This is a genomic window from Caproiciproducens sp. NJN-50 (assembly GCF_004103755.1).
GTDB lineage: Bacteria > Bacillota > Clostridia > Oscillospirales > Acutalibacteraceae > Caproicibacter.
On record NZ_CP035283.1, the window covers coordinates 2,434,983 to 2,455,467 of the forward strand.

Genomic DNA, 20,485 nt, shown 5'->3' on the forward strand with positions numbered 1-20,485 from the left:
TTTATTGTTTATCAGCACGGTCACCGGCTCCATTTGTCGCTGAGCGAATTGATCTGGTCGGCAAATTTGGCAAGGTCTTTATTTGCGCCGCCTTCGTTTTCCTGAATGACGCGCATCAGGCGGCGTCCGGCTTCCACCAGACGCGCAAACGCGGCCTGCACTCTTCTCGCCTTTGCCTTGACGCGGGCGGGCTCGGTCCCCTCTTCCAGGATGGTGTTGCTGATCAGATCCGCGACCGCCCGGAAATTCGGCGCGTAAGCGTGGTAGCCCAGCGCGTTCAGCTCCTCCGTAAATTCCTGGCAGATCTCCTGCTCGCCGTGGACAACGAACACGCGGTCCGGCTTTTGAGCAAACGACCCGATCCAGCGCAGCAGGCCCTTGTGGTCGGCGTGCCCCGACAGCGCCTTGAAATTGTGGACGCGGGCCTCGACGGCGATTTCTTCTCCGAACAGCTTGACCTGTTTCGCTCCGTCGACCAGGATGCGCCCCAGCGTTCCGTTTGCCTGGTACCCGACGAAAACGATCGAACATTCCCTTCTCCACAAATTGTGTTTCAGATGATGACGGATGCGGCCCGCCTCGCACATTCCGCTGGAGGAGATAATCACCTTGGGCACGCCGTCTTCATTCAGGGCCCTGGACTCCTCGACGCTCTCACAGATGTGCAGGTTGGAAAAGCGCAGTGGGCGGAATCCCTCGCGGATCACACGGACGGTGTCCTCGTCCGCATAGCCGGTCAGATCGCCGCTGTAAATTTCCGTCGCCTCGGCGGCGAGAGGGCTGTCCACATAGACCGGAAAATCCGGCACGCTTTTCACCAGCTTTTTTGCTTTCATCTCCCGGATGAAATAGAGCAGCTCCTGCGTCCGGCCGACCGCGAAGCTGGGAATCACCACGTTGCCGCCTGCGGCCAGCGTTTCATCGAACACCTTCGCAAGGTCCGGAATATAGCTCGTGATCGGGTCGTGCTCCCGGTTGCCGTAGGTGGATTCCATCACTACATAGTCCGCTTCCCGAATATACTGGGGGTCCCGGATAATCGGCTGGTTCAGGTTTCCGATATCGCCGGAAAACACGATCTTTTTCGTTTCCCCGTTTTCTTCCGCCCACAGCTCCACGGAGGCGGAACCGAGCAGGTGTCCCGCGTCGACCATGCGGAACCGGACTCCCTCGCACAGAGGAACCATTTCGTCGTAAACGCAGGGTTCCAGACGCCGGATCGTATCCTGCGCGTCCTCGACCGTATACAGAGGTTCTTCCGGTTCCCTGCCGGCCCGTTTTCCCTTTCTGTTCTCGTTCACGGCGTCCATTTCCTGAATATGCGCGCTGTCGCGCAGCATAATGGACAGCAGGTCGCAGGTAGCCCCCGTCGCGTAAATTTTACCCCGGTATCCGTTCCTGACCAACAGCGGAAGACGCCCGCTGTGGTCGATATGCGCGTGGGTGACGATCACATAGTCGATCTGCTGCGCGTAAAACGGCAAGTCCCTGTCGCCGCCTCCGTCCGCGCCCTGCTGAAGCCCGCAGTCAATCAGGATCCGTTTCCCGCAGGCCTCCAGACAATGGCAGCTTCCCGTCACTTCCTTGTCCGCTCCGTAAAAAGTCAGCTGCATCTTTCTTCCTCCTGTTTTCCATTCCGCACAGCCCCGTCCCTGAGCACAAGCTCCACCGGGCAATGGTCGCTTCCCATGACATCGGTCAGGATCCTGCTGTCCCCGACCCGTTCCCTCAGCTCATCCGACACCAGGAAATAATCGATGCGCCAGCCGGCATTCTTTTCCCGCGCGTGAAACATGTATGACCACCATGAATAAGTGACCGTGTCCGGATAAAGCCAGCGGAAGCTGTCTGTAAAGCCGGATTCGAGCAGCCGGGTCATTTTTTCCCTTTCCTCCTCGGTAAAGCCGGCATTGCGCAGATTGCTCTTTGGATTTTTCAAATCGATCGCCTCGCGGGCGACATTCATATCTCCGCACACAATCACCGGCTTATGCGCGTCAAGGCCGGCCAGATATTCACGGAACGCATCCTCCCACTGCATGCGGTAAGAGAGCCTGGCCAGCTCGCGCTGGGAATTCGGCGTGTAAACCGTGACCAGCGTAAAATCAGGAAATTCCAGCGTAATGCAGCGCCCTTCCGTGTCGTGCTCCGGAATCCCGATCCCGTACCGAACGGAAAGCGGCTCAACCCTGGAAAACACCGCCGTCCCGGAATATCCCTTTTTCTGCGCCGAATTCCAGTACTGCCGATATCCCGCCAGCGTCAGCTCCGCCTGGTCCGGCTGCATCTTCGTTTCCTGAATGCAAAAAACATCGGCTTCCGCCTGTTCGAAAAAGTCCAAAAATCCCTTGTTCAGACACGACCTCAGGCCGTTGACATTCCATGAAATCAATTTCACCGGCATTTCCCTCCCTTTTTAAACATAGTATACCATATTCGTCCCCCATTCGTCATCATTTTGCATTGATTTCCATTCTCCATTCAGGTTTTGCAAACTCCGTCTTGTATAAAACGGATTTCCCGGCTATAATGGGATTATTGTCCGGACCGAATATCACAAATGGAGGATTGCTTCATGAAATATCCGATTGTTACCATGAAAACTTCTAGGGGCTCGGCCGAGATAGAACTTTACCCCGATATCGCCCCAAATACTGTGAACAACTTTATCTCTCTGGTCCAAAAGGGGTTTTACAACGGGACGCTGTTTCACCGCGTGATTCCCCATTTCATGGTTCAGGGGGGCGACCCGCTTGGCAATGGAACCGGCGGCCCCGGCTACAGCATTCGCGGAGAATTCACCTCGAACCGCTTTCAAAATGACCTGAAACACGCAAGGGGCGTCATTTCCATGGCGCGGACCGTGGAACCGAACAGCGCAGGCTCCCAGTTCTTCATTATGGTGGAGGATTCCCCTTATCTGGATGGTGAGTACGCGTCTTTCGGACGGGTCATCTCCGGCATGGAGGAAATCGACCGGATCGTCAACGTGCCCCGGGACTATGACGACAAGCCTCTGGAGGACGAAGCCATCGACTCCATGACGGTGGAAACCTTCGGTGAAACCTATGAAAAACCAAAAACCGTTTAAAGGAAGGCAGCATGTCCGTATTTAAAAAATTTATTCGATATTACCGGCCTTACAAAGCCATTTTCTACTTTGACATCTTCTGCGCGCTTCTTCTCTCCGCGATCGACATCTCCCTGCCGCAGGTTCTCCGCTGGCTGACCAGCGGGGTATTTGCCCGGGGACCGGAACAGATCCTGCGGATTCTCTGGCCGCTTGCCGGCCTTCTGCTCCTGATGTGCGCCGCCCGCTACGGCTGCCAGTATTTCATCACCTCCTGGGGCCACGTGATGGGCGCGCGGATGGAAAGCAACATGCGGCAGGACCTGTTCGACCACTTCCAGCGCCTTTCCTTCTCCTACTACGACCGGAACAACACGGGCGACCTGATGAGCCGCCTTGTCTCCGATCTGTTTGATATCTCGGAACTGGCGCATCACGGCCCGGAAAACATTTTCATCTCCGTGGTCAAGCTCCTCGGTTCTTTTCTGCTTCTGCTGTTTATCAACGTTCCGATGACGTTGATTCTGGCGGCCGTGACCGTGGTCATGGTGCTGTTCAGCATCAGCCAGAACAAAAAGATGCGCGCGACCTTTATGGACAACCGGAGGAAAATTTCCGGCGTCAATTCCCGCGTACAGGACAGTCTGGCAGGGATCCGCGTGGTGAAATCCTTCGGGAACGAGGCGCTCGAACATGACAAATTTGAGCGGAGCAACCTGATGTTTCTCGATTCAAAAATCGACAACTATAAGATCATGGGGATTTTCCGCGCCGGCAATTCTTTTTTTGAAGGCCTTTTGTACCTAACCGTTCTGATCAGCGGCGGATACTTCATCGCTTACGGCGGGCTGAAACTTTCGGACCTCGCCGTTTACGCCCTGTATATCACGATCTTCATCAACCCGATCGACGTTCTGGTGGAATTCACCGAGCAGTTCCAGAAGGGATACTCCGGTTTCAAGCGGTTTCTCGAAGTCATCGAGACCGAGCCGGAGATTGTGGACCGGCCCGGCGCCGTGGACCTCGGCGAAGTGAAAGGAAACATTGAATACCGGGACGTTTCGTTCAGCTACAACGAGTCCGAACAGGTCCTGAACCATATTGATCTGAAAATCGACGCAGGGCAGACCATTGCGCTGGTCGGCCCCTCCGGCGGAGGCAAAACGACGCTCTGTTCCCTTCTCCCCCGCTTTTACGACGTGACCGGCGGAAGCGTTTCGATCGACGGAATCGACGTGCGGAAAATCCGCCTGGAATCTCTCCGGAACGCGATCGGCATCGTGCAGCAGGACGTTTACCTGTTTTCCGGCAGCATCCGCGACAATATCGCCTACGGCAGGCCGGACGCGTCGGACGAGGAGATCGTCGAGGCCGCGCGCAACGCCAACATCCACGATTTCATCATGGGTCTGGAGGACGGCTACAACACTTATGTCGGAGAGCGCGGCGCGCGTCTTTCCGGCGGTCAGAAGCAGCGCATCTCCATCGCCCGCGTCTTTCTGAAAAACCCGAAGATCCTGATTCTGGACGAAGCCACCAGCGCCCTGGACAACGAAAGTGAGCGCCGGATTCAGGCGTCGCTCGACCTGCTCAGCCGGGACCGCACCACCGTCGTAATCGCGCACCGGCTGTCCACCATACGGAATGCCAACGAGATCGTCGTCATCGGCGACGACGGCATTCTGGAGAGCGGCACACACGATTCTCTGCTGCGCGCGGACGGGATCTACGCAAGGTATTACAATCTTCAGTATGAAGGGCTGGAGGAGATGGAATAATCGAACGGCCGCGGGGCCGCCCGGATCCGGGCGGCCCCGTTCTTTTTATAAAGTTTTAGCACTCTTTTCATTAGAGTGCTAAAATTCATAATAATTCAAAGATTATTTCAAAAATTATTCATATATGGCAGATATACTGTAGTTGTTGAAAGGGAAAACAAAGAATTCCCGATAGATCAAACGGAAACGGAGGTTTCGAGTATGTTTGATTTGATTCCTTTTAGACACAGCGAAAGCAGTTTGTTTGATGAATTCGACCGCATGATGGGCGAAAGTTTCTGGAACGGTATGGACTCTTTTCATTCCTTTCGGACCGATATCCTTGACAAAGGCGATCGATATGTTCTGAAAGCGGATCTGCCCGGATTTCAAAAGCAGGAAATCAACATCAGCGTGGAGGGCGACCGGCTGGTCCTGAGCGCGGAACATAAAGAAGAAGGAAACGAAAATAAAAAGAATTATCTTCGCAGGGAAAGAAGATATGGGGCGTTCAGCCGGAGCTTCGATATCAGCGGCATCGACCCTGGCCGGATCAACGCAAGCTACCAAAACGGCGTGCTGGAATTGGAACTGCCGAAACTGGTCCAGGCAAAACCGCAGGAAAAAAGAATTGAAGTAAAATAGCCGGCTCATCATAACGGCAGATGAATCACTAAAAAAACAGGAGGTTTTTTCTATGTTTGACTTGGTTCCTTTTGATAACAGATCCGGCGGGATCTTCGACTACTTCGACCGGGTGATGAACAACGGATTTTTCGGCAGCCCGGACGCCGACTGTGCTCCCTGCCGCGCGGATATCCTCGACCAGGGAGACAAGTTCGTGCTGATGGCCGACATGCCCGGCTTCCGGAAGGAAGACATCAAGATCGGCATCGACGGCGATGTGCTGACCCTTTCCGCCGAGCGCAGGGAAGAAGCGAACGGCAGCGGAGAGAATTTTGTGCGCAGGGAGAGGAAATACGGTTCCTTAGCCCGCAGCTTCGACATTCAGGGCATCGACACCGGAAAGATCAGCGCAAGCTATCAGGACGGCGTATTGACCCTCGATTTGCCGAAAATCGTAGAAACGAAGCCCTCTTCCCGTAAAATTGAGATTCAATAATACGAAAAGTATTCCTTTGCAAGGCTCCGTCAGCGCGCCCTTCGCGCAGGACTTTCAAAATATGACTCTGATTCAATTTAAAGGAGGTTTTCAGTATGTTCGATTTGGTTCCATTTGAAAGCAGGTCCGGCAGCATCTTTGACACATTCGACCGGATGCTGAACAGCAGCTTTTTCGGTGAATTCGGAGCGGAGTCCGCTCCCTGCAGAACCGACATTCTGGAGGAAAATGACAAGTTTGTGCTGAAGGCCGACTTGCCGGGATTCAAAAAAGAGGACATCAAGCTCTCCGTCGACGGCGACAGGCTGCAGCTGACCGCCGAGCACAAGGAAGAATCCGGCGGCGGCCAGAAGAACTATGTCCGCCGCGAAAGAAGGTACAGCGCCTTCAGCCGCAGTTTCAACCTCCAGGGCATCGACGCCGACAAGATCAACGCGAGCTATCAGGATGGCGTTTTAAACCTGGAACTTCCGAAACTGGCTGAGACAAAGCCCGCTTCGCGTAAAATCGAAGTGAAATAATACGCCATGTACAAAAAAGAGGATGCGCATGCATCCTCTTTTTTGTTATTGTCCGCTTTTCGTAGAATCCAAAGAAAAAGTGAATTCCATTTCCGGATTCCTTGGCATGGATAAAAACGGGATCCAGATTTCCACCTGCTCCGGAACGGATTCGGCCGGGTTCAGAAAAGCCTGCCTGACGGGGAAACCGCGCCGCCCGGCGGACGGAAAATAGCGACCGGCCCGTCCGCCATGCCGATCCATCCAACCGCAACCGCATCATCGGAAGAAGAAGATGCAGTCCGCGAACCGACTTGCCGTATCTCCAGCTTTTCCGCGTCAGGCAAGGGCGGATCGATCATATACCGCAGACAGGGACAGTAACGCCGCGCGAAATCCGGTGAACTGGAAAGAATCTGGTGCAGGTCCACGCATTCCAAAGCATCAACAATAAGGCGGTGCGCATTCCCCGTTACCGGATGAATAAATTCGATTTTTCGGTCCTCGGCCATTTTCCCGACCGGAAGGAAAAAGCGGGCCCCGACGGGGAAAGAACGCCGGGTCTCATGCAGGCAAACCGTCAGGGTTTTCAGCGCGAGGAGGGAGGAAACAGGCACATGGCACCGCGTCCATGCGAAACAGGCGTCTTTTAAAAACCCGTTTTCCCCAATCAGCGGCTGCAGCTCTCCCCCGTCGTGGGGGTCCCAGGGAAAATAGAATCTTCCCTGCCCGCGCCATCCGTTTTCGATTTTCTGACCATTAATCAGAAAGCCTTTTAACGGAAGGGCCTCAATGAACGGCAGCTGCGCCCAGGCAACTTCCCTTTCCTCTTCCGACAGGGTTTCACCTTCGTCATGGCACCGGTCATAAAAAACGCGGGCCGCTCCATTCTCAAGCACGGCAACCACGTCAAAAACAATTCCCTGATCGAACAGATAAATCAGGGGAATACGGTACTCAAGCCCGTCGTAAGAAAAGCTCCAGTCAACACGCAGCGGCCGGCCCGGCTTTTCACCGGCGGGCGCTTCCTGCCCGGGGCAGATTTTCCAATAAACATCCATGCGGGGTCCCCCTCTCTAAACCGAAGGCCATGATTTCAGCTGCCGGACCGGACGGACGGTCTTCGCGGAGCGCTCACACAAGCAGAAGCGGCAGGCCGTTTTCCCGCGCGGCTGTGCACATTGGTATCATTATATCACCGCCGAATCAAAAAATCCACGTCCGGTCCGGCCGAAGGGTGCGCGGGAGGAACATCTAAATTACGGTTTGTCTTTTTCGATTGGCAAAGTGATTTCGGCGGTCGTTCCGGAGTCCGGCACGCTGTGGTAGGAAAGCCCATATCGGGATCCATAGTTAAGCTGGATTCTCTCCTGGATGTTTTTCACTCCAATATTGTTGAAGCGTTTGTCATTTTTGAATCCGGAATTGATCTGCTGAAGCTTTCCGATATCCATCCCGCAGCCGTTATCGATCACTTTGATATGCAGCATATCATCAAGATAGTAAGAGGTGATCTGGATTCTGTAGACCCGCTCGGCATCCCTGAAGCCGTGAATAATGCTGTTCTCAACCAACGGCTGCAGCAGAAACCGGATCATCTTATGATTCAGCGTACCCTCGTCCAGGGAAGTCGTCAGTTCGAACATATCAAGATACCTGAGTTTTTCGATCGTAACATAATTCGTCACGCTGTTGATTTCATCTTTCAGAGTTGTCAGGGAATCATGAGGAGAGAGATTGTATTTCAGCAGATTGATGAGCGCTGTGATCATTTCCACGATATTGTCCATATTCTGCATCGCCGCCAGCCATTTGATGGAGTCCAGCGTATTATAAAGAAAATGGGGATTGATCTGAGCCTGCAGGATCTGAAACTGCATCTCGGTCTTTTGTTTTTGGTTGTCGAGCTCTCTCTTCAGATAAACATTGATTTTATCGATCATCAGATTAAAGGAATGGCACAGCTGGCTCATCTCGTCCTTGCCGCGGATTTCAACATGGTAGGAAAGATTTCCGACTTCCACACTTTTGCAGGCGTCGTTCAGGGCCCGGATCGGTTTGGTGAATTTTTGGGCCAGCAGCATGGAAAACAGCAGAGAGATCCCCGCAGCCAGCAGCAGGACGATTTTAAAATAAACGTTCATTTTCTTTGTTTCGATCGTAACCAGATCGGCGGGGATCACACGGATCACTTTCCAGTTGATATTGTTCAGCTGCTTGCAGACAACGATGTTGTCCACTCCGAAAACCTTTTTATCCTGAACGAAATCGTTGTTCATCAATATCTCTGGGAACTGCCTGATCACCGGCTCAAACGAAGTGGAAAGCGGATATTCAAAGATGATCTTGCCGCCGGGACTGCAGATGAATGCGCTTTCGTTTTCCTCAATCGCAAAATTGACAAATTCTTCTTCTATGTATTCGTAACTGATGTTAATCACGATATAAGCCTTATCCTCCGGTTCCTGTGAATTAATGATCGGATAGATGTAGGAAAAAACATCGGAAACATTTTTGGGATATTTCTGGACCAGCGTGTGTTTTTCAGTCCAAAAAGGCGTATCGGAGCCTTCCATTCTGATTTGCTTCGTATAAAAGTCAAGCGTATCCGCCGTATTGATGACGGAATCGGTTGCGCCGATCTGCCCGTCGTCTCCAATCACCTGAATGCTGTTTACATATGGTTCCAGACTTGAAATGTTTTGTAAAAACAGATTCATGGCCGCCACATTATTGTCCGAAATATTTTTATTGACCTTCTTGTAAAGGAAAGGCTCCAGCTGACTGCTGGTGGACAGAATCGTGGCGGTGTGCTGAGAATTTTCTATGATCCCGTCCAATTCGGATTTGATTTTATCCGTGGAAAGCACATTATAATTGATCTCATTTTGATAAAGACTCTTCGCATAGGTGTCGTTAATGACAATCCAAAAGAACAAAAGGAATAGGATCAGCAGACCAAATATGGCAAAAAACATTTTATACTTGATCGAATATATTTTTTTCATATCCTGCTCCTCCATGTTTTAAGAACCCGGTCCGCCCGTGCGGGCACGTTTCCAATTATTGTAAATTTGCTTCTATATTTTATCATATTTGCATATTTTTCTTAATGTCAATTTAAATAATTCAGAAATTATATAGAATATAATTGGCGTATTGGAAATTGGGAGGTGTAATAGTGTTGCGAAAAGTATTAATCGTCGACGATGAATTTTTAGTCCGATTAGGTTTGAAAACAACTATTAACTGGCCCCAGTACGGTTATAATATCGTAGGCGAAGCTTCAAACGGACTGGAAGCCTTGAAATTGTTTGACAGATTAAAGCCGGACGTATTGATGACCGACATTAAAATGCCGGATATGGACGGGTTGGAGCTCATCTCCGAAATCAAGAAAAAGGGCAAGGAAATCCAGATCATCATCATCAGTAATTACAGGGATTTCGATTACGCCCGTCAGGCAATAAAATTCGGCGTCTCCCAGTATCTGATTAAATCGGAAATAAGCCAAAAAAGTTTGCTGGATACCCTAAGTACGCTTTCTTTTGTAAATAAGCCTCAGCCGCTGGCAGAGCTGGACGGCGGGCAAAAAGAATATATCCGCAGCCAGGTCTACAATGATGTCGCACGCAGCGGCCTCACTTCCGGCGCGTTTGCCGTTCCGCCGGAGGGCCTGTTCCCCGAACCCGCCTATGTCGTCTTGATCTGTTCCTGCGATTCCTCCCAGCTTGCGGCCAATACCGCGAATATTTTAAGCAATATGCTGAGTTCCTTAATCGATCTGCATTTCCACAATGCATTTTCCTATGTCACGCAGATGCAAAATAAAATCATCTCGACGGTGGTCGCGCCGGTTTCCTTTGCAAAAACGGATATCAAAGAGCTTTTGCTGAACCAGAGCAGAATGCTTGCCCGCAACATCAAACAGTACAGCAACGTCGACCTGAACATAGGTTTAAGCCTTCCCGGAAATTTTCTTCGTTTTCCCGAAATGTTCGTGGAAGCGGAAACGGCAAAACAGGACTGTTTTTTTATTTCTGACACAGTCTCCATGTATCGCGGCAGAACGGACGCATCCTTTGACATGCGGCAAAAAATAAATATTGAAACGATCAGGGAGTTTGTGGACAAAGGCGACGCCGCGGGGCTGGATCAATATATTGCGGACATCTTCACCCAGTTGAGGAAAGCAAAAAACTTTAAATATTTTAAAAACTGTTATATTGATTTCCTGGCCTTCGCCAAGTCGATCTATAAGAGAACCGGCGGGGAGAAAGATTCCGCTTTCGCCAAGAATTTTGACTATGAAAGCCTGAACCGAATCTCCTCCATCAGCATCGCGGAAAAATATGTTCACAATTTGTATTCGCAGATCTTGAATCTTCTGCAAAACAAAAGCTGTGGGTACAGTTACTTTATCAAAGTCTGTTTATCTTTCATCGAAAGCCACTATTCCTCCAGCATCACATTAACGGACGCCGCAAAAGCAGTTAACATCAGCAGCAGTTATCTGTCGCTTGTGTTCAAACAGGAGACCGGGATCAATTTCAGCGATTATCTGATGCGGTTCCGGATCGGCAAAGCAAAGGAACTCCTGAAAACTACAAATCTGAGGATCTACGAAATAGCGGAAAAAGTCGGATTTTCAAGTCCATATTATTTCAGCAAGGTATTTAAGGATGTGACAAAACTAACTTGTAAGGAATATAAGGACAAATTCATTCAGATTTCCCCTTCATAAGAAACGGCATGGAAAATGAGCCGTGAAATGAGGCCGATCCGCTGACCGGCTTTAAAAAGAACTGGCACCGGACGCCCGGTGCCAGTTCTTCTATTTTTGCTTTTTGTACAGATCGTCATAGTAGCTGATGCGGTCAACCTTCGGCTGAGAGCGGCCCCCGGAGAAATCAGAAGCCAGCCAGATGTCGGCAAGCTGCTTGGCAAGCTCCAGGCCGATGACGCGCGCGCCCATGCATAGGATCTGCGCGTTGTTGCTCTTCCTTGCCCGCTCCGCCGAATAGCAGTCGTGGCACACCGCCGCGCGGATTCCCGGCACCTTGTTGGCGGAGATCGACATCCCGATCCCCGTGCCGCACATCAGGATGCCCCGGTCCGCTTCGCCGTCCGCGACGGCCTGGGCGACTTTTACGGCAATGTCCGGGTACAGGACCGGCCGGCCGTCATAAGTCCCTTTATCCACGATTTCATAGCCTTCCGAAATCAGGTACTCCTTGATCTTTTCCTTGAAGTCATACGCGGCTTCGTCGCTTCCAACGATCAGCTTCATAGCAGCGCCTCGATTCCGTCCGCCATCGCTTTCAAAAGAATACAGCAGGATACCGAGCCCGCGTCCAGAACGCCCCGGGAGCGTTCGCCCAGCCGGCTGGAACGGCCGAACTTGGCGACCAGATTTTTGGTGGAATTCATCCCGTCCTCCGCGGCTGTTTTCATTTTTTCAAGGGCCGCTTGGAACTCTCCGCCCTCCTGCACGGATTCTTTCAGGGAATCGCCCGCGGGGCCGAGGGTATCCATCAGCGTCTTGTCCCCGACCTGCGCCTGCACGATTTCCCGCAGCCCGGAAAGACCCTCTTCGACCATTCCGGAAAAATCACGGAGGGAAATCTCCGTCAGGTCCCGGCCCCTTTCCGCCATGCCCGCAAAAATCGTGCCGTAAATCGGCCCCATGGACCCGCCGATCTCCGTCATCAGAACCGTACTCAGTTCGTCCAGGCCCTCCGCAAAAGAAATGTCACGGTCCGCGATCCGCTCGCCGAACAGGGTGAAGCCTTTATTCATATTCATGCCGTGATCGCCGTCCCCGATCAGACCGTCGATATCGCCGAGATACTTTTTATTTTCCTGAATTGCCTTGACCATCCCGAGAAGAATGCTTTTCCCCTCCGCATTTTGAAAGGTTGACATGTTTTTCCTCCCTTAACGCCAGTCGATGGATTCCCTGCCCGCCGCCCGCCCGCGGCCGGAGGGAATCGTGCGCGCCAAAAGTTTTTGGGTTAAAACTGCTTCAGTCCCACGGTATTGACTGGCAGATCCATCAGCGTTTTTAATTCGTCGTCCAGCTTCATCACCGACAGCGTCGCGCCCATCATCTCCATGGAGGTAAAGTAGTTGCCGACATACGCGCGGTGGACCTTCAGCCCCTCGGCGTTCAGGATTTTTTCAATCTCGCCGTACAGGACGTAAAGCTCCATGACCGGGGTGGCGCCGAGGCCGGAGACCAGAACCGCCACTTCGTCGCCGGCTGTGAACGGATAATCCGGCAGAACGACTCCCGTCATGCGTTTCGCCATCTGCGAGGCCGTTTCCAGTTTGCAGACTTCGATTCCGGGCTCGCCGTGGTGGCCGATGCCGACTTCCATGGTCCCGTCTTCAATCGTGAAATTGGGGTGCCCGACGGCGGGAAGCGTGCAGGGGGTCAGCCCGATCCCAACGCTTCTGGTGTTGTCGATCGCCTTCTGCGCGGCCGCGATGACTTCCTCCAGCGACGCCCCGGTCGCCGCTTTCGCTCCCCCGGCCTTCCACATGAAAATCTCGCCCGCAACGCCGCGCCGTTTTTCCCTCTGATCCTTTGGAGCCGAGGCCACGTCGTCGTTCGCCACGACCGTTTTGACCTCAAGGCCCTCCTTCTTCGCCATTCTGACGGCCATTTTGACGTTCATGTTGTCTCCCGAATAATTGCCGTACAGGCAGGCGACGCCTTTCTTTCCATCCGCCGCGCGGAAGGCGTCCAGAAACGCGACCGCCGTCGGCGAAGAGCAGATTTCCCCGACCGCCACCGCGTCGACCATGTTTTTTCCGCAGTAGCCGATGAACGCGGGATCGTGCCCGGAGCCTCCGCCCGTCACGACGCCGACCCGGCCGCCCGTAAATCCCGCATACCGGATCGCCCTCCGATTCTCCGTCCCCGCGATCAGATCCGCATGCGCTTTCAGAAACCCTTCCAGTTCTTCGTTTACAATGTCGTCGGGGTTGTTTAAAATTCGCTGCATATCATCACGTTCCCTTGATTCAAATTTTGGGGCCGCCGATTCGCCGGGAGTCCCCGGTGATTAAAGGACAATGCTGGCGCTTTAAAAAGTTGAGAAGAAGGAGGAGAATGAGTTTAATTACTCCCGAAACCGGCGGTCCCCAAGGTGTAATACAAAATTTTACGGTTTAAATCAGGAATGAATTCAGAACTTAAACGCTATTTTAAAATCACCGTATTTGCCGGTCGCATAATCGAACGCTTTTTCCCACTCGTCAAGGCTGAAGAGTGTCCTGATCACGCCGTCCGTCTTGAGATTTCCGTTGCAGATATTGTCAATCACAAACGGGTAGCAATAAGGGCTCAGATGGACGCCAAGAACATCCAGTTCCTTTTCGTCGCTGATCACGGACCAGTCGACCGTGGTCGGCTGTGCGAAAACACTGAATTCAACAAAGCGGCCGAGTTTTCTGACCATGGCGAGCCCCTGGAGAACGCTGGACGGATGTCCCGTCGCCTCCACATAGATATCACATCCATATCCGCCGGTCAGCTTCATAATCTCCGCGACAACGTCCTGATTCTTCGGGTTGAACACCATGTCCGCACCGAACTCCTTCGCCTTTTCCAGCCTGGAATCTTCCATGTCCAGAACAATCAGGTGTTTGGGATTTTTCATTCTCGCATAGGTAATCATACCCAGGCCGAGCGTGCCCGCTCCGGAAATGACAACAATATCCTCACACCCGATCTGCGCGCGGTCGATGCAGTGTTTGGAACAGCTGTAGGGCTCAATGAGAAGCGCCTTTTCCAACGGCAGTTCTTCGGGGACCCGATGGACGATGGCCGTTTGGGGGAAGCGGACGTATTCCGCCATGCCGCCGTTTGTCTCCTTCTGGAACCCCAGCAGATAATGCGGCTGGCACATCCAGTAGTGTCCGTCTTTGCAATACCGGCATTTCCCGCAGGGAACGATCTGGTCGGCCGTGACCCTGTCGCCGATCCTGTAGTCCGTGATATTTTTGCCTGTTTCAACGATATGCCCAAGGAGTTCATGTCCGGGAATGAACGGGGGCCTTACCCAGGAAGGTTTTGTTTCATCGCCCCAGAACCTGGCGGCGCCCTGGCGGCATTTCAAATCACCCGCGCAGATGCCGCAGCCTTCCGTCTGGATAATAATGTCGTCCGGCCCGCATTCCGGGGTCGGATAAGAGGTTTCCAGACGATAATCTTCTTTTCCATACGCGACCAGAGCTTTCATTGTTTTTGGATAATTTGACATAAGATTATCTCCTTATTGATTCAAATTGCAGGATATCACTTTTCAATCCTGCTTAGCTTTCGCTAGAGGTTTGGCCGGGACGAATTCTCTCCCCCGTTTTCGGGTCAAACAGGTGCGTTCGTTCCGCGTGGAAAATCAAACGAATGATCTGTCCCTTTTGGTAATAGACATCTTTTTCCGTCGTGATATTGAGCAGGGATTTGCCGATTCTGACGCTGATGTGGCGCTCATCTCCCAGATCTTCATACACGGCTACCGGGACAGCCGTGCTGACCGAATCACCGCCGGAAATCAACACATCCACCGGGCGGACGCCAAGAATGACATCCATCCCGTCAGAGACAACCTCTCTGTACCGCTGCGGAACCTCGATACGGACATCGCTGTTTTCAAAAGTGAACAAAAAGTGGCCATCCGCCCTGACGATCGTGGAAGGCAAAAGGTTCATGGGGGGCTCTCCGATAAAGCCCGCTACGAAAACATTGCCGGGGTCATCGTAAACCTCCAGCGGAGTTCCCATCTGCTGCAGTTCTCCGTCCTTCATGATGACGATCCGGTCAGCCAGAGACATCGCTTCCAGCTGGTCATGCGTCACAATGATTGTCGTGCATTTGATTTCGTGGTGCAGGCGCTTGATCTCCTGCCGGAGTGTCTGGCGCATTTTGCCGTCCAGGTGGCTCAGGGGCTCATCCAACAGCAGCAGCCCCGGTTTTCTGACGATGGCCCGCGCAATATTCACCCTCTGTTTCTGCCCGCCTGAAAGAGCCGTCGGCTTCATCTGAATCAGATCGTCGACTTTCAGCAGAGGAGCCACATAGTCAATTGATTTCCTGATTTCTTCCTCGCCGATCTTTTTCGCCCTCATGTTAAACGCAAGGTTATCGTATACGCTGAGCGGCGGATACAGAGCATAATCCTCGAATGCAAGTCCGATGTTCCGGTCCTTCGGCAAAAGATCGTTGATTCTGATCTCATCGATGTAAACATCCCCCGAGGTGATCTGCTCCAAACCGGCAAGCATGCGGAGTGTGGTCGATTTCCCGCAGCCGGACGGGCCGAGAATCCCGACGAATTCCCCGTCGTTGCAGGAAAAGGAAAGATCCTTTACAGCAAAATCATTCAGAACCTTCTTACGAAACAGTCCTTTTCTCCCGTCATATCTTTTATAGATATTTTTTAATGTTAACTGTGCCAAAATTTCACACCGTACCTTCCGCTTATGATTTTGCCAAAAATCGGTTCATAGCGCTTCTGGTAATGAACTTCTGCGTTTCGCTGTCAAAGAAAATGAGATTCTTTTCATCGAACTTGATGTAAACTTCCTGGTCAAGTTCTGCTTTTGTATGATTTGGAGCAACCAGGTGAAATCTTGTGCCGAAAATGTCCACCGTCATGACCACTTTATTTCCGATCGGCTCGTTTGCATAAACGCTTCCCCGTACCCAGTCCCTGCCCTCCTGCTGAAAACTGAAGCGGATATCGTTTCCCCGGACGCCGATATCTATCTTTTGAGCCGATTTTTTAAGCTGCGGGACAACGTCGCCGCATGGAACAACGGTTACATTTCCTTCAAATGCCCTCAGTTCCAGGGCGTCGCCGTTTGTATTCAGTTCCGCCGGGAAAATATTGATTTCCGGTTCCCCGAAAAGCTTTGCCACGAACTCATTGCTCGGAAGATAGAACATTTCATTCGAAGTGCCGATCTGTTCAAACCGGCCGTTGTTGAGAACGGCGACCCTGTCCGCCAGGGACATGGCTTCCATGTAATCGTGCGTAACGTAAAGCGTCGTCGTGTTAAAGGCACTCTGCATCTCTTTCAGCTCACTGCGCATGAAATGCCGCAGCTTCGCATCCAGGTGAGCAAGCGGTTCGTCCATCAGAAAAACATTCGGTTTTCTGACCAGACACCTGCCGATGGCGACACGCTGGCGCTGCCCGTTGGAAAGCTCGCTCGGCCTGCGTTCCAGAAGATGCTCGATGCTCATCATTTTGGCGACCCGATTCACGGCTTGCCGTATATGTTCTTCGCTTTCTCTGTAAAGCTTGCTGCGCATAGGGGAAGCAATATTGTCATAAACCGTTTTCTGCGGATACAACGCATAATTTTCAAATACCATTGAAACATTCCGGTTCAGCGGTTCCACGTGATTGACAATATTGTCGTTAATTTTCACCAGGCCCTTCTGAGGAAATTCGATGCCTGCGATCGTTTTCAGAAGAGTGGTCTTCCCGGCTCCGGCCGGGCCGAATAACACAAAAAACTCATTGTCTTTTACACAAAGGCTGATATCGTCGAGGGCTGTTTTTTCCCCATAGTTCTTTGTGATATTTTGCAGTTCAATCTGGGCCATCTCTTAACCCCCCATTATCCTTTCACCGCACCGAAGCTCAATCCGCGGACCAGATGTTTCTGAATGAAGAGGCACGCAATGACTTCAGGCAGCACCGCTATGGTGGAAGCCACCGCAACCTGCCCATAATGAACCGTATCGGAGGCAAGGTAACGCAAGGATGTGATGGTAATGGTCTGGATGCTCGACCCGCTGAGGATCAGCGGGAAGGTAAAGTCATTCCACGCAAAAATAAAGGCAAGCAGCGCCACGGAAACAAGCCCCGGCTTAATCAGCGGAACCAGCGTCTTCAGAAAAATCTCATACCACCTGTATCCGTCCAACTGGGCCGCCTGCTCGATTTCGACGCTGATATCTTCAAAGTACCCTCGAAGCACCCAGATCAGCAGCGGCATCGTGACAAGCTGATAGACCCAGATCAGCCCGAAATAAGTGTCATATAACCCTATCTTTTGAAAGATAAGAAAAACAGGCAGGGAAACGAGAATCTCCGGAGCGAATTTGAAAGAAAGAATCGTGAAAGCGACATTTTCTTTTTTCTTGAAGTTATATCTTGCGAGCGCATAAGCGATTGGCACCCCCGCGACGATCGTAATCAGAACGGCAAGGGCCGAAACGACAAAATTCTGATAAAACGCTTTGAAATAATCGGTTCCAATCAGGACCGCGGAATAGTTGGCTGTTGTCGGATGGAATCTGAAAACCGTATTGTACATCTCCGTATCCGGTTTAAAGGAGCAAAGAACCATCCACAGCAGGGGAAACAACGCAAACACCGCATAAACAGTCAGTCCGAGGTTGCGGCCGACCGCCCCAAGGACTTTGAATTTTTTTCTGCGCTGGTAGCTGTTTCGCAGTTTTGAATCCATTTGATTGTTATCCATACAGTTCACCTCTGTTATAATCCCTGGGCCTGTCTGGCAAGTTTGCGCTGCCTGTTGACAATTGCCTTCGCAGAATAATTGATAATGACCCACAAAACCAGCAGATAAGGCATCGCAACGCCCACCCGCGAATATTTAAACGCCGTCATATAAGCCGTCAACGAAATATTCATCAAGGAATCCCCCGGGCCGCCTTTCGACAGGGAAAAAATAACTCCGAATTCCTGAAGAGCCGCCATGAGTCTGAACAAAAGCGCAATGTACATGAACGGTTTCAGCATCGGGAATGTAAGAGTCTTAAAGGTAAACCATGCGCTGGCGCCATCCACCTGCGCCGCCTCAAAAGGCGACTTGGGCAGTGACTGAATCCCGGCCAGTACCAAAAGCAAAATAAACGGCGTGTTAACCCAGGTATCAATCAACACTGCGGTAAACATGGATGTCTTGTAGGACGAAGCCCATGGGAAGTTAAAAACTCCAAAAACATTTAGAAATTTTTCCAGAACACCAACCGTGTTGGATGTCATTAATTGCCAGATCAAGACTGCAATCGCCGGTGCGACCATCAGCGGAAAAGTAAACAGGACCTTAAGAACCTTGCTGTACAAAGTGTCTTTTTTCAACAGCAGCGCAATCACCGTTCCCAAAACCATCTGGACTACCGTTGCGGAAACGGCATAAATCAGGGTGATTAAAAGGGCGTGGTAAAAATCCACATTGGTCAGCATGTCAGTCCAGTTTCTCACCCCGACAAAACGCCAGTGCATGCTTTTAAAGGAATAATTGGTAAATGAAAGGAAAATGGCGAGGATAAACGGGATCAGAATGCCAATCAATACGATCATACCCGGAGTAATAATGTAATATGGCCTTCTTTTTATGGTCCTGGGGATTTCGTTGTAATTCACTGGAATATTTTTTCCTTCACTTGGCATCTCGATTGCCTCCGTTAATCAGACTCAGGTATTTCAAATATGCCGCACGGACCGAATCGCCTGATGCGGCATATTTTTAATACCGCTGGGGGGAGAAAAAATGAGCAGTTCTTCTAAAAGCTGATTTAGGGCAAAATTCTATTTTGTTATCCTACGTCGACATCCTCGACCGCCTTATCCATCTTCTTTTTCAAGTCGTCCATACCCGCCTGCACATTCGAGTATTTTCCTGCAACAATGTCCTGAAGGGTTGCCGCCCAGTTCGTCGTTGTTTCAAAAAACGACGGCTGCGGAGTGAACAGAATCGTGGAATTGTCAATGGTGGCTTTGAAGGATTCCAGATATCCGGTCTGCGCACTCATCTTTTTTTCGTATTCACTGGAATTAATCACAGACTCGCGGCACGGATCGAGACTGTTCTTTTCAATCGTGGCATATTTCGCAAAATCCTTCGATGTGAAATACTGGATGAAATACCAGGCGGCTCCTTTATTCTTGGAGGCGCTGTTCATTGCGAGAGCCCAGGTCCAGAAATTGGATTTCGGCGTGTCTCCTTCTTTCACAACAGGAATCGTTGCCCACGCAAGGTTTCCCGCCTCCTGTGAAGCGCCCTTCCAGTTCTGCTGCACTCCGACAGAATCCGAATCCAGCATCATAGCCGCTTTTCCTGCTCCCAGGTCGGCGCTGCAGTCGTACCAGGTATAGCTTGACCAGCCCGGCGCACAGCCCGTTTTCACCAGATTCGTCCAGTAAGTCGTCATTTTTACCGCTTCCGGTGAATTCACTTTGGAAACCAGTTTTCCGTCCTCGATTGCAAAATCCGACGCGCCGAAGTTTGAATATGTACTCATATATCCAGGATGGATCGTGCCCCAGTCGCGGGCGCCGCGAATTGCCAGTCCGTAAGAACCCGTGCCGTTCCAGTTCTTTAATTTTTTGCTGACGTCCGCAAGTTCGTCCAGAGTCTTCGGGACCTGAAGATTTAACTGCTTAAATGCTCTTGTATTATAGGAAAGAGTGTAAATTTCAGACATCAGCGGGAGTCCCAGCAGCTGGCCGGAACCAACTTTGTGGCCTGCGGTGCCGTCCCATTTCAGAGCATTCACAACGCTTGGAACAAAATCGTCAAAATCATAATCCGACGATGTCGCGCCCGCGTCGCTGGTATAATTCGACAAATCGTCTACATAACCTGCCGAAGAATAATCCCACAACTGATATGCCCCGGACATGAACACGTCCGGATCGCCGCTGCGGCTGGAAAGCGATGTGGAAACCTTGTCAAAATAGTTTGCTTCCGGGGTGACGGTATGCTCAACCTTAATTCCGGTTTTGTCTTCGAATTCCGACAGTTTGGCAATGATCGGAGCAGAACAGAAATGCTGAACAAAATATACTTTCAGAGTCGTGCCGGAGTATTTCTTCCAGTCAAACTGAGACGGTTTCGCCTGTGTTTGTTCCGCGCTGGCGGACGACGCCGTGTTTCCGGAGCTGGCGCTTGGGGCAGTGCTGTTTCCTCCCGAACATCCCACCAGGGAGCTTGACACCATGGCCAAAGTCAACAAAATTGCAGCTTTCTTCTTGAAGTGCATTAA

Annotated in this window: 19 protein-coding genes; 6 read left to right on the forward strand and 13 right to left on the reverse strand. The window is 51.4% G+C overall.

Going from position 1 to position 20,485, the window contains the following annotated elements; translation table 11 throughout:
- Positions 1-20 precede the first annotated feature (20 nt).
- On the reverse strand, positions 21-1,613 hold the full coding sequence (locus EQM14_RS11760; protein WP_128743225.1) for an MBL fold metallo-hydrolase RNA specificity domain-containing protein: 1,593 nt from the start codon (positions 1,611-1,613) through the stop codon (positions 21-23).
- The gene (locus tag EQM14_RS11765) at positions 1,604-2,398 is read right to left on the reverse strand and encodes an exodeoxyribonuclease III (protein ID WP_128743227.1); all 795 of its coding nucleotides are present in this window, start codon (positions 2,396-2,398) and stop codon (positions 1,604-1,606) included. Before EQM14_RS11765 ends, EQM14_RS11760 begins: the two co-directional genes overlap by 10 nt.
- Positions 2,399-2,575: 177 nt before the next feature.
- On the opposite strand from EQM14_RS11765, the gene EQM14_RS11770 reads away from it, so the two are divergent.
- From EQM14_RS11770 to EQM14_RS11790, 5 genes are all read left to right on the forward strand, one after another.
- Positions 2,576-3,091 (forward strand): peptidylprolyl isomerase, encoded by a 516-nt coding sequence (locus EQM14_RS11770; protein ID WP_128743229.1) that lies wholly within the window; start codon positions 2,576-2,578, stop codon positions 3,089-3,091.
- Positions 3,092-3,102: 11 nt separating this feature from the next.
- A complete protein-coding gene (locus EQM14_RS11775; protein WP_128743231.1) occupies positions 3,103-4,848 on the forward strand; it encodes an ABC transporter ATP-binding protein in 1,746 nt (581 codons plus the stop codon).
- A gap of 201 nt (positions 4,849-5,049) precedes the next feature.
- Complete coding sequence (locus EQM14_RS11780) at positions 5,050-5,472, forward strand: Hsp20/alpha crystallin family protein (protein ID WP_128743232.1); 423 nt, start codon at positions 5,050-5,052, stop codon at positions 5,470-5,472.
- Between the two features lie 52 nt (positions 5,473-5,524).
- Positions 5,525-5,950 carry an Hsp20/alpha crystallin family protein gene (locus EQM14_RS11785; protein WP_128743234.1) on the forward strand — a complete coding sequence of 142 codons (426 nt, stop codon included), beginning with the start codon at positions 5,525-5,527 and terminating at the stop codon, positions 5,948-5,950.
- A 95-nt stretch (positions 5,951-6,045) separates the two neighbouring features.
- On the forward strand, positions 6,046-6,471 hold the full coding sequence (locus EQM14_RS11790; protein WP_128743236.1) for an Hsp20/alpha crystallin family protein: 426 nt from the start codon (positions 6,046-6,048) through the stop codon (positions 6,469-6,471).
- 161 nt (positions 6,472-6,632) lie between these two features.
- On the opposite strand, the gene EQM14_RS11795 is transcribed toward EQM14_RS11790, so the two are convergent.
- The gene (locus tag EQM14_RS11795) at positions 6,633-7,511 is read right to left on the reverse strand and encodes a hypothetical protein (RefSeq protein ID WP_128743238.1); all 879 of its coding nucleotides are present in this window, start codon (positions 7,509-7,511) and stop codon (positions 6,633-6,635) included.
- Positions 7,512-7,709: 198 nt separating this feature from the next.
- Positions 7,710-9,458 carry a sensor histidine kinase gene (locus EQM14_RS11800; RefSeq protein WP_164919068.1) on the reverse strand — a complete coding sequence of 583 codons (1,749 nt, stop codon included), beginning with the start codon at positions 9,456-9,458 and terminating at the stop codon, positions 7,710-7,712.
- Between the two features lie 176 nt (positions 9,459-9,634).
- Here EQM14_RS11800 and EQM14_RS11805 point away from each other — a divergent pair, with 176 nt between their 5' ends.
- On the forward strand, positions 9,635-11,194 hold the full coding sequence (locus EQM14_RS11805) for a response regulator transcription factor (protein WP_164919069.1): 1,560 nt from the start codon (positions 9,635-9,637) through the stop codon (positions 11,192-11,194).
- Between the two features lie 90 nt (positions 11,195-11,284).
- On the opposite strand, the gene rpiB is transcribed toward EQM14_RS11805, so the two are convergent.
- From rpiB to EQM14_RS11850, 9 genes are all read right to left on the reverse strand, one after another.
- Positions 11,285-11,740, reverse strand: a complete 456-nt coding sequence (gene rpiB, locus EQM14_RS11810; protein WP_128743243.1) for a ribose 5-phosphate isomerase B — start codon at positions 11,738-11,740, stop codon at positions 11,285-11,287.
- Positions 11,737-12,375, reverse strand: coding sequence for a dihydroxyacetone kinase subunit DhaL (dhaL, locus tag EQM14_RS11815; protein ID WP_128743245.1), 639 nt, complete (start codon positions 12,373-12,375; stop codon positions 11,737-11,739). Before dhaL ends, rpiB begins: the two co-directional genes overlap by 4 nt.
- Before the next feature lie 89 nt (positions 12,376-12,464).
- Positions 12,465-13,460: a dihydroxyacetone kinase subunit DhaK gene (locus EQM14_RS11820; RefSeq protein ID WP_128741725.1), complete on the reverse strand. Its 996-nt coding sequence runs from the start codon at positions 13,458-13,460 to the stop codon at positions 12,465-12,467.
- A 183-nt stretch (positions 13,461-13,643) separates the two neighbouring features.
- Entirely contained in the window at positions 13,644-14,720 is a 1,077-nt protein-coding gene (locus EQM14_RS11825; protein ID WP_128743247.1) for an alcohol dehydrogenase catalytic domain-containing protein, read from the reverse strand.
- Positions 14,721-14,772: 52 nt separating this feature from the next.
- On the reverse strand, positions 14,773-15,915 hold the full coding sequence (locus tag EQM14_RS11830) for an ABC transporter ATP-binding protein (RefSeq protein ID WP_128743249.1): 1,143 nt from the start codon (positions 15,913-15,915) through the stop codon (positions 14,773-14,775).
- Between the two features lie 22 nt (positions 15,916-15,937).
- Entirely contained in the window at positions 15,938-17,071 is a 1,134-nt protein-coding gene (locus EQM14_RS11835) for an ABC transporter ATP-binding protein (protein WP_128743251.1), read from the reverse strand.
- A gap of 14 nt (positions 17,072-17,085) precedes the next feature.
- Positions 17,086-17,955 carry a carbohydrate ABC transporter permease gene (locus EQM14_RS11840; protein ID WP_243112518.1) on the reverse strand — a complete coding sequence of 290 codons (870 nt, stop codon included), beginning with the start codon at positions 17,953-17,955 and terminating at the stop codon, positions 17,086-17,088.
- A 14-nt stretch (positions 17,956-17,969) separates the two neighbouring features.
- Positions 17,970-18,890: a carbohydrate ABC transporter permease gene (locus tag EQM14_RS11845; protein ID WP_128743253.1), complete on the reverse strand. Its 921-nt coding sequence runs from the start codon at positions 18,888-18,890 to the stop codon at positions 17,970-17,972.
- Positions 18,891-19,036: 146 nt separating this feature from the next.
- Positions 19,037-20,482: an ABC transporter substrate-binding protein gene (locus tag EQM14_RS11850; protein ID WP_128743255.1), complete on the reverse strand. Its 1,446-nt coding sequence runs from the start codon at positions 20,480-20,482 to the stop codon at positions 19,037-19,039.
- Between the last annotated feature and the right edge of the window lie 3 nt (positions 20,483-20,485).

What these genes read in the sequence shown, in the direction of transcription:
- EQM14_RS11760 (WP_128743225.1), bottom strand. Translation starts at nt 1,613, where the DNA reads ATGCAGCTGACTTTTTACGGAGCGGACAAGGAAGTGACGGGAAGCTGC.
- EQM14_RS11770 (WP_128743229.1), top strand. Translation starts at nt 2,576, where the DNA reads ATGAAATATCCGATTGTTACCATGAAAACTTCTAGGGGCTCGGCCGAG.
- EQM14_RS11775 (WP_128743231.1), top strand. Translation starts at nt 3,103, where the DNA reads ATGTCCGTATTTAAAAAATTTATTCGATATTACCGGCCTTACAAAGCC.
- EQM14_RS11780 (WP_128743232.1), top strand. Translation starts at nt 5,050, where the DNA reads ATGTTTGATTTGATTCCTTTTAGACACAGCGAAAGCAGTTTGTTTGAT.
- EQM14_RS11785 (WP_128743234.1), top strand. Translation starts at nt 5,525, where the DNA reads ATGTTTGACTTGGTTCCTTTTGATAACAGATCCGGCGGGATCTTCGAC.
- EQM14_RS11790 (WP_128743236.1), top strand. Translation starts at nt 6,046, where the DNA reads ATGTTCGATTTGGTTCCATTTGAAAGCAGGTCCGGCAGCATCTTTGAC.
- EQM14_RS11795 (WP_128743238.1), bottom strand. Translation starts at nt 7,511, where the DNA reads ATGGATGTTTATTGGAAAATCTGCCCCGGGCAGGAAGCGCCCGCCGGT.
- EQM14_RS11800 (WP_164919068.1), bottom strand. Translation starts at nt 9,458, where the DNA reads ATGAAAAAAATATATTCGATCAAGTATAAAATGTTTTTTGCCATATTT.
- rpiB (WP_128743243.1), bottom strand. Translation starts at nt 11,740, where the DNA reads ATGAAGCTGATCGTTGGAAGCGACGAAGCCGCGTATGACTTCAAGGAA.
- dhaL (WP_128743245.1), bottom strand. Translation starts at nt 12,375, where the DNA reads ATGTCAACCTTTCAAAATGCGGAGGGGAAAAGCATTCTTCTCGGGATG.
- EQM14_RS11820 (WP_128741725.1), bottom strand. Translation starts at nt 13,460, where the DNA reads ATGCAGCGAATTTTAAACAACCCCGACGACATTGTAAACGAAGAACTG.
- EQM14_RS11825 (WP_128743247.1), bottom strand. Translation starts at nt 14,720, where the DNA reads ATGTCAAATTATCCAAAAACAATGAAAGCTCTGGTCGCGTATGGAAAA.
- EQM14_RS11835 (WP_128743251.1), bottom strand. Translation starts at nt 17,071, where the DNA reads ATGGCCCAGATTGAACTGCAAAATATCACAAAGAACTATGGGGAAAAA.
- EQM14_RS11840 (WP_243112518.1), bottom strand. Translation starts at nt 17,955, where the DNA reads ATGGATAACAATCAAATGGATTCAAAACTGCGAAACAGCTACCAGCGC.
- EQM14_RS11845 (WP_128743253.1), bottom strand. Translation starts at nt 18,890, where the DNA reads ATGCCAAGTGAAGGAAAAAATATTCCAGTGAATTACAACGAAATCCCC.
- EQM14_RS11850 (WP_128743255.1), bottom strand. Translation starts at nt 20,482, where the DNA reads ATGCACTTCAAGAAGAAAGCTGCAATTTTGTTGACTTTGGCCATGGTG.